Genomic DNA, 12,806 nt, shown 5'->3' with positions numbered 1-12,806 from the left:
AGTTAAAAGCTTGTCAAATGACCGCTGGCCTTCTAACAAGACAGCGGTCGTTTCCATTTGGAGATTCGCCTCATGAAGTTCCGCTTTCCTGTCGTCATCATCGACGAAGACTTTCGTTCCGAGAACATCTCGGGTTCCGGTATCCGGGCGCTGGCCGAGGCGATCGAAAAAGAAGGCGCCGAAGTCCTCGGTCTGACGAGTTACGGCGATCTCGCCGCGTTCGCGCAGCAATCGAGCCGCGCGTCGTGTTTCATTTTGTCGATCGATGACGATGAATTGCTGCCCTACGCGGACAACGTCGTGGTCGAAGGCGATACGCCGGAACTCGCATCGGCGATCGTCGCGCTGCGGGCGTTTATCAACGCCGTGCGCCGCCGCAATGCCGATATCCCCATTTTCCTGTACGGCGAAACGCGCACCTCGCGCCACTTGCCGAACGATATCCTGCGCGAACTGCATGGTTTCATCCACATGTTCGAGGACACGCCGGAGTTCGTTGCGCGTCACGTGATTCGTGAAGCGAAGGTCTATCTCGATGCGCTCGCGCCGCCGTTCTTCAAGGAACTGGTGCAGTACGCGGACGAAGGCTCGTATTCGTGGCACTGTCCGGGTCACTCGGGCGGCGTCGCGTTCCTGAAGAATCCGCTCGGGCAAATGTTCCACCAGTTCTTCGGCGAAAACATGCTGCGCGCGGACGTCTGCAATGCCGTCGAAGAACTCGGCCAGTTGCTCGATCACACCGGCCCGGTGGCGGCATCCGAGCGTAACGCGGCGCGCATCTTCGGCGCGGATCATCTCTTTTTCGTGACCAACGGCACGTCCACGTCGAACAAGATCGTGTGGCATGCGACCGTTGCACCGGGCGATATCGTGCTGGTGGATCGCAATTGCCATAAGTCGATTCTGCACGCCATCACCATGACCGGCGCGATTCCGGTGTTCCTCGCGCCGACGCGCAATCACTTCGGCATCATCGGTCCGATTCCGCGCGATGAGTTCAAGCCCGAAAACATTCGCAGAAAGATCGAGGCGAATCCGTTCGCGCGCGAGGCGCTGGCGAAGAACCCGAAGATCAAGCCGCGCATTCTGACCATCACGCAGAGCACGTACGACGGCGTGATCTACAACGTCGAAATGATCAAAGACTTGCTGGGCGATCTGCTCGACACGCTCCATTTCGACGAAGCCTGGCTGCCGCACGCCGAGTTCCACTCGTTCTATCAGGACATGCACGCGATCGGCGCGGGCCGTCCGCGTACCGGCGCGCTGGTGTTCGCGACGCACTCCACGCACAAGCTGCTGGCGGGTATTTCGCAGGCGTCGCAGATTCTCGTGCAAGACAGCGAAAACAGCGCGTTCGACCGCCATCGTTTCAACGAGGCGTATCTGATGCACACGTCCACGTCGCCGCAATACGCGATCATCGCGTCGTGCGACGTCGCGGCGGCGATGATGGAAGCGCCGGGCGGCGAAGCGCTGGTGGAGGAATCGATCGCGGAAGCGCTGGATTTCCGCCGCGCCATGCGCAAGGTCGATGCGGAATACGGCGACGACTGGTTCTTCAAGGTCTGGGGCCCGGACGCGCTGGCGGAAGAGGGCATCGGTGACCGCGAGGAATGGGTGTTGAAGCCCAACGATCGCTGGCACGGCTTCGGCGCGCTCGCCGAAGGCTTCAACATGCTCGATCCGATCAAGGCGACCATCATTACGCCGGGACTGAACGTGGACGGCGAATTCGGCGAGTCGGGCATTCCGGCGGCCATCGTCACGAAGTATCTGGCGGAGCACGGCATCATCGTGGAGAAGACGGGCTTGTACTCGTTCTTCATCATGTTCACGATCGGCATTACCAAGGGCCGCTGGAATTCGATGGTCACCGAACTCCAGCAGTTCAAGGACGACTACGACAACAATCAGCCGCTGTGGCGCGTGCTGCCGGAATTCGTTGCGCAGCATCCGTCGTACGAGCGCATGGGCCTGCGCGATCTGTGCGCGCAGATTCACAGCGTCTATCGCGCCAACGACATCGCGCGTCTGACGACCGAGATGTATCTGTCGAGCATGGAGCCGGCCATGAAACCGTCCGATGCCTTCGCCAAGCTTGCGCACCGCGAGATCGACCGCGTGCCTATCGACGAACTCGAAGGGCGCGTGACGAGCATTTTGCTGACGCCGTATCCGCCGGGCATTCCGTTGCTGATTCCGGGCGAGCGTTTCAATCGCACGATCGTCGATTATTTGCGTTTCGCGCGTGAGTTCAACGAGCGCTTCCCCGGCTTCCACACGGATATCCACGGGCTGGTGGGCGAGATGATCAACGGGCGTATCGAATATTTCGTCGATTGCGTGCGTGACTGATCGCTTCGCATAGCAAGGACGGCGATGGTCAGAAGCTGACCGTCGCCGTGACCGTGTCCGAGTACTTGCCCGCCGGTTTCGACTGCTGCGCCGGGACCTGTCCGTACACGGTGAAAGTCTGCTGCATGCCGTTTGCCAGGATGCTCAGTCGCCACGTGCCGCGCGTACCGTCTCCCCAGATCGAAGTTCGCTGAGCGGTCGTATAGAGCTGGTAATCGACCGTATCGGTGCTGCCGGCGCGTTCGAGCTTGCGCTGCTCCATCGTACCGCCCAGCGTCGAGCCGCCATCCAGTTCGATGTAATAGCCCGCGCCCTGCGTGCATTGCACCGTCACGCTGCTGGTCGCCTGCAGTGCCTGCGTGAGCAGACCGGCATCGGGGAATTGCATTGGCGTTGCCGTGATATCGCAATCGATGCCGACATTGGCCGTGACCTGGAACGGCGCGGTTTTATACGGCGCGGAAGCAGTCTTGCAATCGGGCGGCGTGCCGCTGTATCCCACGTACACGAAGTAAGTTTGGGCCGCGCTGAAGGTCATCGAATATTGTCCGTTCGTGATGTTCTGATTCGGCGGAATTCGCCCGTAGAACGGTTCCTGCGCCCAGATATTGCCGCTCGGATGGACCGGCAGATCGAGAATCAGCGGCGAAGTGCTGGGCGCGGTCACCGACCCCCAGATGCTGATGTGATCGGGGTCCACGTACAGGTTGTAACTGACTTTGTCACCGGACGGACCGACCATCTGCCGCTGATCCGCCAGACCGATATTCAGGCACATGCGTACCATCGGCGTGGTGTAGCCGTTGCAATAGATCGACACCGCGCCGACGATATCCTCCGGCTCGGTGCGGATCGAACTGATGGTGCCGAAGTCCGTATAGCCGACCGTGAAGTTGCAGTTCTGCGCCTGCGCCGCCGCGCATGGCAAAAGCAGCATAAGCGCGACGATGAACCCGCGAAGCTGTTTCATGGCGACTCCTCAGTTTTGTCGGGCTGGCACGGCACTGGTCCGATCTGCGCGAGCGTGCCGGCTTGCGGGGCATCGAAGGATACGTCGGCGTTGCACACGAACTTGTGTCCTGTAATGCGCACGCGGTTTTTCGCATCGAGCCGCTGGAAGAACGCCACGCCGTCGTAACCGACGATCGCCGTCTCGCCGGTCGTGGCGTTGGTGGCGGCGGCTCCTGCGGCGACCGGCTTGCCGTTTGCATCGACGAAAGTGACGGACGCGCCCTGGTAGCGCGACATGCCGAAACGCGCGAGCGCGCCCGAGCGGCGCTCCGGCGCAATATCGATCTTGGTGTTGTCGATGCGCGCATCGGGCGGCAAGGCGAGCGGGTCGATCGACAACTGATTGCGCTGGTACGACGTGAGATCCGTCACCAGCAGATGCCCGCTGGCGTTGGTCGTGCCGACCGGCCGGTTCTCCTGACGCACCGGCACGCCCGCGACGCCATCGGTGGAGACGAGCGCGAAGCCGTCGGTGATGGTGCGCGAGGGCAGCAGCGCGCCGTCCATGAAGGCGAGCGCGCCGGTGGCTTCGACGGTGCCGGTGGTGGTGCCGTTGAAGCGCGATACCGTGGTCTGGAATTCGCCGATATTCGAGCGATAGTTCGCGCCCGCGAAGGCATGCCGGTAATCCGCGCCCGCGCCGCCCTGCACGGTCCAGCCCCAGCCGCCGCTGAAATCCGCCGGGCGCGATACCGTCACATCCGCCGTCGTATGTCCGCCCGACTCGGAGATGGTGTTGCTGAGCGCGACATTGCCGCCAAACGCAACCGTCACGCCGATGGAACCGCCCCAGACATTGCGCTGGGCGAAATCGCGATAGGCGGTGGCGAACAGCGACCAGCGTTTGCCGAACTGCGCGTTGTAGGCCAGCGTGAGCACGTGGGCGCTGCCGGTGAAGCTGTCGCTCGAATCGATATAGCTCAGGCTCACCGACTGCGCGCGAAACGGCGACACCGACACCGTCGCCTGATAAAGATGCTTGAACGTGGAGATGCCGGTGAGCGAGGCGATATCGCGATATTCATCGCTGGCGCGCGTGCCTTGCAGCGACAGCGAAAAGCGTTGTGAGATGTACTGATAACCCAGTCCGAACAGCGCGCCCGTGAGACCGTCGAGACGGCTCGCCGCGCCCGCCATGCTGAACACGCCCGCATTGCCGAGTCCGACCACCGCGCCCGCGCCGACATTGTTCAAGCCCTGGCCGCCTTCGGTATGGCCTTGCACGGTCAGCCGGTCGCTGACGCCGTAGCTCGCGGTGCCGCTATAGACCGGTGACGATTCGTAGGAAAACGAATGGACCGTGTAGTCGTCGCGCAGAAAGCCGACTTCGGCGGAGTAGTTGAGCAGCCCCTTGGCAAGCAGCGTAGTGGCGATATAGAGCGGCACGCTGGTCGCGACACGGCGGCCCAACGCATCGGTGACGATGACCTGCGCGACGCCCGCGCCGTTCAGACTCGGCGCCTGCGCAATCTGAAACGGTCCCGGCGCGACCTGTCCGCTGTATTGCCGCAAGCCGTTGATATACAAATCGACCGCCGATGGCACCGCCGCCGATCCCGAAAACGTCGGCAATGGAAACGTGACGAGGTCGGGCCGCAGCGTGAAATCGCGCTGAAACTGCACGCCGCCGAAGCGCACCGAACGCGTCCACGGCAGCGAACCCGACACGGCGTCGCCCACGGTCAACGTGAACAGTTGCGCGGGATTCGAGTACGTGTAGTTGGTATCGAGACGGGTGTAGCGGCTCGGGCTGCTGCCGGTGGTGACGCCGCTGCTGGTGCTGTCCAGCCAGGTGCCGGTGTTGTCCAGCACGCCGTAGGGCGTAAAGAAGCGCTGCTCGCTCCAGATGCCCAACTGGTTGTCGGAGGCGTTGCCGAATTGCCGCGCATAGCTGATGTCGTAGTTCAGCACGAAGCCCGTGCCGGGCGTCGGCTTGGGCGTCGGTGGCAGCCGATAACCAATCTGCCGCGTGGTCAGCCGGCTGTCTTCCACGACGAGCACCGCTTCCTGCCGCGCGCTCTGATACGTCGCGCGCAAGCCGCGAATCGACGACAGCGCGATCCAGCCATCGGCGTCCGGCTTGAGGTCGCTGGTGATGATGCCGGCGTTGTCGAGCGTGTCGAGTTTGGCGTAGAGCTGGCCATCGCGCAGATCGAACGACGACGGCTCGCCCAGACTCGTGCCATTGACGACGATATCGAGCACCAGCGTCTGCGCGGCGGGTGCTAAGCGCGGCGCGCCTTCCAGATTCGGTATCGCGGCGGGCGAACCGCCGGTGATATCGACCTGCGCCATTGCTGCGCGCGACATCACGCCGAACGCGATGGCGCATTGTGTGAGTGTGACGGTCCGGCGCATTTTTTTCTTTCACCGATACACGCGCGCAACCAAAAGTCGATCTCAGCGCGCTTTCACTTCCCGAGTGAGGCCTTGACGCTCGCACCGTTGACGGTCGCGATGACATCGCCCGATGCGCCGCGCAACGACGCGGGCGCGTCGCGGATCGGCCAGCTTCGTGTGTGTCCGGGCAGCACGTAGCCGAGCAGACCGGTCGAGACGTGCGTTTCGCCTGCGGATGTCTTCAAGGTCACCGCGCTCAATTGCGCGTGAACGGCGCCGCTGTTTTCAACCTGCAGCGCAAGCTGATTGTCTTTTGCGACGACCGACCATCGCAGCGCAGGCGGAAGCACGGGTGCATCGGCGGTGCCGGCGGGCGAAATAAATAGTGGTACAGAATATCGAAAGCGAAATTGAATGGCCGTTGCGGTGTCGCCGCTATCGCCCGGCAATTCGTCGATGATCAGGCGATAAGCGCGCTCGGCCGGAACCGGCGCACTGTTGGCGCGGATCACGCGAATGACTTGCTGACCGCCCGCCGGCACTTCGGCGATGGGCGGGCTGGCAATGAGATCGTGGGTCGGGGTGAGCTTGTCGGCGTCGTCTGCCTGATCCCACTCGAAGGTCCGCACTTGCGCATGAATGGGCTGATCGCCCGCATTGCGCAGATTGATGACCTTGCCGTTTTCAGAACCGGCGAGCGTAACGGAGACGGGCGATATTTCGAGCGATGCAGCGAGCGCTGTCGAGCATTGCAAAACGAGAAGCAGCGCTGCCGATGATTTTACAAACGCGTATGGCATCGTCAGTCTCCTCTTCGAATGCTGACGATCCCATTGTTATAACTTCTTTTGCCCGAAGGCAAGCATGCCTTAGAAGATCACCGTTGCCGTCACGGTCGAGTGATACGTGCCTGCTGCGGGCGTCGATTGCGGCGGGACACGGCCATACACGGGAATGCTTTGACTGTCGCCGGTGCCGACGCGCGAAACCGTGTCCGTGCCTTGCGTGTTACCCCAGTTCTGCGTGCGCGCCACATCGCGGAACAGGCCGTAGTCAACCGTCGACGTGCCGTCCGAACCGACCATCCGGCGCGTCAGAACGGTCGAGTCGGGAGCCGTACCTGAATCGAGTGCGACATCGTAGGTGGTGCCTTTGGTGCATGTGACGGCAAGCGACGAGTTCACATCGATGTTGTTGGTCAACGTGCCGTTGCTGCCGAAGTCGAGCGAGTTAGCGGAGATCGAGCAGTCGTTCTGAAGGTTGAGCGTGACGTCGAACTGCGCGCCTTTGGTAGACGCGTAACTGCTCGGTGCGGCAACTGCGGCGGCACCTGCAACGAGGGCGATGATGGCGGCGTGTTTGATGGTCTTCAACATGGTCAGGACTCTCTATGCAAGTGATGTTTCGATGTAGAGAGAATAAAGCTCCGGCGTTTCGGATTGAATGAGACGCTTCTTAATGAGATGGGGTGATCTGCGAAACGCTTTATATCGACTGGCGCTGGCGTGTTATCGAGACAGTGGATGCGATGCGTCGCGCGATCGTCCGCATCCGGCGATGGCAATAAAAAAGGCGGTCTTCGTAACGAAGACCGCCTTTTTTGAGGTGCCACCGGAGACCGGCGGCCCTTGCATTGCAAGACGTGAAACAGCGTCGCCGATGATTTAGAAAATCACAGTCGCCGTCACGGTCGAGTGATACGTGCCTGCGGCGGGCGTGGATTGCGGGGGAACGCGGCCATACACGGGAATGCTCTGGCTGTCGCCGTTGCCGATACCCGACACCGTGTCCGTGCCCGGCGTGATACCCCAGTTCTGCGTGCGGGCCGTATCGGTGAACAGGCCGTATTCAACCGTCGATGTGCCGTCCGAACCGAGCATCTTGCGCGCCGCGACGGTCGAGCCGGTGGCCGTGCCTGCATCGAGTGCGACATCGTACGTGGTGCCTTTGGTGCACGTGACGGCAAGCGACGAATTCACATCGATGTTGTTGGTCAGCGTGCCGTTACTGCCGAAGTCGAGTGCGTTGGCGGAGATCGCGCAGTCGTTCTGAATGTTGAGCGTGACGTCGAACTGCGCGGACTTGGTCGATGCGTAGCTGCTCGGTGCGGCAACTGCGGCAGTACCTGCGACGAGGGCGATGATGGCGGCGTGTTTGATGGTTTTCAACATGGTCAGAACTCTCTCGGTAAGTGATGTTTCGATGTAGAGAGATTAAAGTTCTGGCGCTTCGGAGTGAATGAGACGGTTCTTAATGAGATGGATTGTGTCGTGAAACGCTTTATATCGATTGGCGTTGCGGTGTTATCGAGATAGCTGAAATGATGTGTTGCACGATTTCCGTATCCGTCGGCAGCCAATAAAAAAGGCGGTCTTCATGACGAAGACCGCCTTCGGGCGTCAGCGAGATTTACTTCACGCGTTACGCCAGACCTTCCGCCTTGAGCGCGGCCTGCACGGCGGGGCGTGCGCCCACGCGCGCCTGGAACGCCGCCAGTTCCGGCCACTTGCCGAGATCCACGTCGATATGCGGCATCCAGCTCAGCACCACGAACAAGTAAGCATCGCCGATGCTGAATTCTTCGCCGAGCAGATACGGCTGCTTTGCAAGCTGCTGCGCGACATAGCCGAGACGCTGTTCGAGACGGCTCATTGCCGTGGCTTTCCAGTCGGCGCTGCCATTGGCGAAGAACGGCGTGCAGTTCTTGTGCAGTTCAGTGCCGATGAAGGTCAGCCAGCCTTGCAGGCGATAACGCGACATTGCATCGGCGAGCGGGGCGAGATGTTTGGCCGGAGCCTGATCCGCGACGTACTGCATGATCGCCGGGCCTTCGGTCAGCACTTCGCCGCTGTCGAGTACGAGCGCCGGGACATAGCCCTTGGCGTTGATCTGAGTGAAATCCGCGCCGCTGGCGGTGATCTTGGTTTTCAGATCGACGGCTTCGATTTCGAACGGCAGGCCCGATTCGGCCAGTGCAATATGCGACGCCAGCGAACACGCGCCGGCCTTGTAGAACAATTTCAAGTCATATCTCCAGGGTAAGACGCGAAGCATTATGAAGGAGACCGACCATACGCGGACCGCGCGCCGGTGAAATTGTTTGTGTCGCGTGAGGGTGCAATGTCACTGTTGCCTGATGTCAACCGCATGGTGTCAATCGACGATGAACTCGCGCGCACCCGAAGCCGCACGCGGCGCGCGTTCGAACGCGGGATCGGCGGCCATGTCGTGCAGCATGTCTTCCAGCGTGTTGCAGATGGCGTTGAGCGCGAGATCGTTCTCTTCCATGCCGAACGGGTCTTCGATCTGCGCGGCGATGGCTTCGAGCGCCATGAAAGCGTAGGCGACCAGCAGCGAAAACAACGGCGTCAGCAGACCCGCGCCATCGACCAGACCGAAGGGCAGCAGCACGCAGAAGAAATAGATCGTGCGATGGATCATCACGGAATAGGAGAAGGGCAGCGGCGTACTCGCGAGCCGCTCGCATCCGCCGATGAGCGTGGAAAGCTCATCGAGATTGCGCTCGAAGGCGAGCAGCGCGCTGCCGTCGAGCACGTTCTCGCGCCGGCGCTCGGCGACCCATTCGCCCAGCCATAGCAGGATCACGCCGGGCTTGAACTGCGCGGCGGCCACGCGGATGTGCAGATCGGGCGGCAGGCGCGGCGCGAGATCGGCGAGTGCATCGGCGAGTGCGTCGGTGCCGCGCAATTGATGCCGCAGCGCGTGCGCCAACCCGCCGAGCGCTGCGACGAAACGACGCGATTCTGCGGCATCGCGCGGATGCGGAAGCGACAGCGCCTGCCGTGCCAGCGAACGCGCGGTATTCACGAGGCCGCCCCACAGCTTGCGGCCTTCCCACCAGCGGTCATAGCTCGCGCCATTGCGAAAGCCAAGAAACACCGCCAGCGCGATGCCCACCAGCGCGAACGGCGGCGTGCCGAGACCGATCGGATAGCTGCGCACGTGATCGTGCATAAAGATGGCCGCCACCGACAGCACGAAGATCAGCGTGAGGCGCGGCAGCAATTGCGGCAGCACGGAACCGCGCCAGACGAACAGCAGCCGGAACCAGTTCAGCTTGGGGCGGATGATCATGTCGTTCGTCACTCTCTTTGGAAACAGGGGGGCGTGTGCAGCATAGCGAGAATCATAATCGCGCGTTGCACGCCGTGGCGCGGGCGTGTCCACCATGCACGTTTTCGATGCCACCGCATCGTGGCTGGCGGCTGCATTGACAGTTCGGAAACGATGCGCGCTTATGTGATCGCACCGACGCTAACTGCCGGCTTTCGCAATGCCTAGAATGAAGAGCAGCTTTGCCGAAGTGTTTAAAACGCTTAGGTTAGCGAATCAATCCGCACGTTTGCTCAATCGCCTGAGGAGCCGTACATGCTGCCGGACAAAAAGAAAGTGATGATCGTGCTGTTTCCGTTGGCGCTGCCCTGTGCGGCGCTGGCGCATGGCACGATGGAAACACCAATCAGCCGGGTCTATTCGTGCTATCTGGAAGGGCCCGAGAATCCGAAGTCGGCCCCGTGTCAGGCGGCGGTGGCCATGTCGGGACCATCGTTTCTGTACGATTGGGCGGGCGTGAATCAGTTGCCCAATGGCGATCACAAGTCTTTCGTGCCGGACGGACATTTGTGCAGCGGCGGCAAGACCAACTACTACGGTCTGGACCTCGGGCGCAACGACTGGCCGACCACGACCATCGCGCCGGACGCGAGCGGCAACTTCACCTTCGTCTGGAATGCGACCGCTCCGCACGTCACGCGTTATTTTCAGATTTTCATGACGCAGGACGGCTACGATTTCAATCAGCCGCTGAAATGGTCCGATCTCGATGCCAAGCCGTTTTGCGAAATTACCAGCGTAACGCTCGACAATGGCCGCTACAAACTGAACTGCAAGCTGCCCGCCGGCAAGACCGGCAAGCGCATCCTCTATGCAATCTGGCAGCGCAGCGACAGCGCCGAAGCGTTTTATGCCTGCATGGACGTGAATATTAGCGGCACCAAGACGGCATGGCGCGAAGTCCGTCCGATACCCACCACCGCGAAGGATCAGCCGGTCGGCATGAAGGTCACCTTGCGCGTGTTCGATGCGGACGGGCACGACCTCGAATCGATCAGCTATACGGTGACGCAGGGCGCGACTGCCGCCGCCGACTGGGTCTATGCGATGGCCGGTCAGGTCAACTCACAATCGAAGCGCGTGCATATCGGCTTGGTGGATGCGAGCGGCAACGTCGCGCCGCAGCACGATCTGTCGGCGAATCGCATCTATGTGGACGGGCCGCAGGATTACAACTTCGCGATGGACTATACGGGCGCGCCTGCACCGACGCCTGCACCGACGCCAACGCCTACGCCCGCACCGACGCCGACACCAACGCCAACGCCAACTCCTGTACCGACGCCAACACCAACGCCGACACCAGTGCCAACGCCAGCGCCAACTCCGACACCGACGCCCGCACCAACTCCGACGCCCACGCCCACACCAACCCCCGCGCCCTCCCCAAGCGGCGCACAAACGTGCGCCGTCCCGTGGCAAGCAGGCACGCTGTACAAGTCGAAGGAAACCGTCTCGACGAACGGCCACAACTACAGCGCGCGCTGGGAGAACACCGACAATCCCGCGCAGAACGCGGGCAACGGCAAATCATGGCAGGACTTGGGCGCGTGTTCCGGACAGACCACGCTCGCGTGTGCAACGCCGTGGAGTTCGTCCAAGACCTACGCCAACGCCGGAACGAGCGTCAGTTATGAAGGCGTGAATTACCGCAACAAGTGGTGGAGCGCAGGCGTCAATCCTGCCGCCAACACCGATGGTGCATGGGAGAAAGTCGGGGCCTGCAAATAGGCTGTGCTAAGGCCACGTTATGCGTCTTCGGCGCGGAACCGTCCGCGCCGAATCCATTTCGTCGCGATCCACTTTTCGCCTTTTTCGACCGGCGTGCCCGCATGAAGCGTTTTCGGATCGGTCTGGCCGTGTTTGTTGACATACTCGAAATAAAGCGCGCTGCCGCGACGCGGATGAATCCGCAGACCGGCATCGGGAAACGTGGTGTCGCCGCCTTGCTCGACTTCGTTGAGATAGAGGATCACGGTCGCCACGCGCTGCCCGCCGCGCAGCAAATGATGACGGCTGCCGGCCTGCTCCTCAGGAAAGTAATCGAAGTGCGGCCGATATTCCCCGCCCGTGCCATAGCGCAGGATATGCAGGTCCTCGCCGTTTTCGACCGGCTGCTGCACGAGTTCGGCCAGCCGCTTGTCGATGGTCGCGATCAGCGCATCGGTCGAGCCGTTGACGAACGCGCCTTCGCTGTTGCGCGCGGCGATGGTGATCTCCTTGCCCGAATCGGGATCGACCACGGCCGACTGCTGCACGCGCTCGCGGCCGATCTCGATCAGGCGCTCGCACTCTTCGCCGCTGAGCACATCGGCGAGCAGCGCGACGCATGGCGCGTCGCAACTGAACACCTTGGGCGCGGCGCGATCCGCGGCATGCAACACGCGTGCGGCGGGCAGCATGGGCGTGCCGTACGTGTATTCCGAGGACATCGGTATATCGGTATCGAGCGATTCGCCTGCGATGGTCCGCGCGAGAATCGAGCGCGCCGCGTTGGGATGAAACGCGTTGGCGACCATGGCGTCGATCAGCGATTGATGCGAACAGCCGCGACGGATATTGTCGTCGAGCCAGCTCTTCCAGGCGGCGTCGAAACGAGGATTCATGTTCATGGCGATCTCATTCGAAGACCAAAGTATCCGCATCAATGGAAGCACAAAAGCGCCTTGAAAACAACGCCCGAACGTGCTCAACGACGATGGCGACTATTTCATGGAATCGGCGTCGAAGCGAACTATGCTTGGTGCAGGCGCACGACAGAATGGAACTCGCGATGAGACGTCACACGGCGATGCGATGCCTGCTCATAGGCGTCAGCGTTCTGCTTGCGCACGCAGCGCATGAAGCGCATGCCGCGACCATGCTTCGCTGCGAAGCCGATGATCATTCGGTGGTCTATGTCAGCGCGCGTATCGATCATGCGCATTGCAGCAGCATCGCGATGAACTGGCGGCCCGGCGGCG

Annotated in this window: 10 protein-coding genes and 1 pseudogene; 3 read left to right on the top strand and 8 right to left on the bottom strand. The window is 61.6% G+C overall.

Translation table 11 applies throughout. The features are described from left to right. Positions 1-72 precede the first annotated feature (72 nt). Positions 73-2,358, top strand: coding sequence for an arginine/lysine/ornithine decarboxylase (locus P7F28_RS33280; protein WP_277189612.1), 2,286 nt, complete (start codon positions 73-75; stop codon positions 2,356-2,358). A 28-nt stretch (positions 2,359-2,386) separates the two neighbouring features. Here P7F28_RS33280 and P7F28_RS33275 read toward each other — a convergent pair whose 3' ends face one another. From P7F28_RS33275 to P7F28_RS33245, 7 genes are all read right to left on the bottom strand, one after another. Then, entirely contained in the window at positions 2,387-3,328 is a 942-nt protein-coding gene (locus tag P7F28_RS33275; RefSeq protein ID WP_277189610.1) for a spore coat U domain-containing protein, read from the bottom strand. Next, complete coding sequence (locus tag P7F28_RS33270; protein WP_277189608.1) at positions 3,325-5,727, bottom strand: fimbria/pilus outer membrane usher protein; 2,403 nt, start codon at positions 5,725-5,727, stop codon at positions 3,325-3,327. Before P7F28_RS33270 ends, P7F28_RS33275 begins: the two co-directional genes overlap by 4 nt. Positions 5,728-5,780: 53 nt before the next feature. Continuing rightward, positions 5,781-6,509: a molecular chaperone gene (locus P7F28_RS33265; RefSeq protein WP_277189606.1), complete on the bottom strand. Its 729-nt coding sequence runs from the start codon at positions 6,507-6,509 to the stop codon at positions 5,781-5,783. Between the two features lie 69 nt (positions 6,510-6,578). After that, the gene (locus tag P7F28_RS33260; RefSeq protein WP_277189604.1) at positions 6,579-7,085 is read right to left on the bottom strand and encodes a spore coat U domain-containing protein; all 507 of its coding nucleotides are present in this window, start codon (positions 7,083-7,085) and stop codon (positions 6,579-6,581) included. Positions 7,086-7,373: 288 nt separating this feature from the next. Further along, entirely contained in the window at positions 7,374-7,880 is a 507-nt protein-coding gene (locus tag P7F28_RS33255) for a spore coat U domain-containing protein (RefSeq protein ID WP_277189602.1), read from the bottom strand. Positions 7,881-8,130: 250 nt separating this feature from the next. Next, positions 8,131-8,733: a glutathione transferase GstA gene (gstA, locus tag P7F28_RS33250; protein ID WP_277189601.1), complete on the bottom strand. Its 603-nt coding sequence runs from the start codon at positions 8,731-8,733 to the stop codon at positions 8,131-8,133. Between the two features lie 129 nt (positions 8,734-8,862). Continuing rightward, positions 8,863-9,804: a bestrophin family ion channel gene (locus P7F28_RS33245; RefSeq protein WP_277189599.1), complete on the bottom strand. Its 942-nt coding sequence runs from the start codon at positions 9,802-9,804 to the stop codon at positions 8,863-8,865. Between the two features lie 294 nt (positions 9,805-10,098). Between P7F28_RS33245 and P7F28_RS33240 the strand changes: the two genes are divergently transcribed. Continuing rightward, a complete protein-coding gene (locus tag P7F28_RS33240) occupies positions 10,099-11,574 on the top strand; it encodes a lytic polysaccharide monooxygenase (RefSeq protein ID WP_277189597.1) in 1,476 nt (491 codons plus the stop codon). A gap of 17 nt (positions 11,575-11,591) precedes the next feature. On the opposite strand, the gene P7F28_RS33235 is transcribed toward P7F28_RS33240, so the two are convergent. Further along, on the bottom strand, positions 11,592-12,455 hold the full coding sequence (locus P7F28_RS33235; RefSeq protein ID WP_277189595.1) for a 2OG-Fe(II) oxygenase: 864 nt from the start codon (positions 12,453-12,455) through the stop codon (positions 11,592-11,594). A gap of 161 nt (positions 12,456-12,616) precedes the next feature. On the opposite strand from P7F28_RS33235, the pseudogene P7F28_RS33230 reads away from it, so the two are divergent. After that, a pseudogene (locus P7F28_RS33230) lies at positions 12,617-12,806 on the top strand (hypothetical protein); the annotation flags it as partial.

It is taken from the genome of Caballeronia sp. BR00000012568055 (assembly GCF_029439455.1).
Lineage (GTDB): Bacteria > Pseudomonadota > Gammaproteobacteria > Burkholderiales > Burkholderiaceae > Caballeronia.
The sequence above is the reverse complement of the archived record's forward strand: the minus strand, read 5'-3'. Positions and strand labels throughout refer to the sequence as shown.

Coding starts and splice junctions, on each gene's coding strand:
- P7F28_RS33280 (WP_277189612.1), top strand. CDS start 73: ATGAAGTTCCGCTTTCCTGTCGTCATCATCGACGAAGACTTTCGTTCC.
- P7F28_RS33275 (WP_277189610.1), bottom strand. CDS start 3,328: ATGAAACAGCTTCGCGGGTTCATCGTCGCGCTTATGCTGCTTTTGCCA.
- P7F28_RS33270 (WP_277189608.1), bottom strand. CDS start 5,727: ATGCGCCGGACCGTCACACTCACACAATGCGCCATCGCGTTCGGCGTG.
- P7F28_RS33265 (WP_277189606.1), bottom strand. CDS start 6,509: ATGCCATACGCGTTTGTAAAATCATCGGCAGCGCTGCTTCTCGTTTTG.
- P7F28_RS33260 (WP_277189604.1), bottom strand. CDS start 7,085: ATGTTGAAGACCATCAAACACGCCGCCATCATCGCCCTCGTTGCAGGT.
- P7F28_RS33255 (WP_277189602.1), bottom strand. CDS start 7,880: ATGTTGAAAACCATCAAACACGCCGCCATCATCGCCCTCGTCGCAGGT.
- P7F28_RS33245 (WP_277189599.1), bottom strand. CDS start 9,804: ATGATCATCCGCCCCAAGCTGAACTGGTTCCGGCTGCTGTTCGTCTGG.
- P7F28_RS33240 (WP_277189597.1), top strand. CDS start 10,099: ATGCTGCCGGACAAAAAGAAAGTGATGATCGTGCTGTTTCCGTTGGCG.
- P7F28_RS33235 (WP_277189595.1), bottom strand. CDS start 12,455: ATGAACATGAATCCTCGTTTCGACGCCGCCTGGAAGAGCTGGCTCGAC.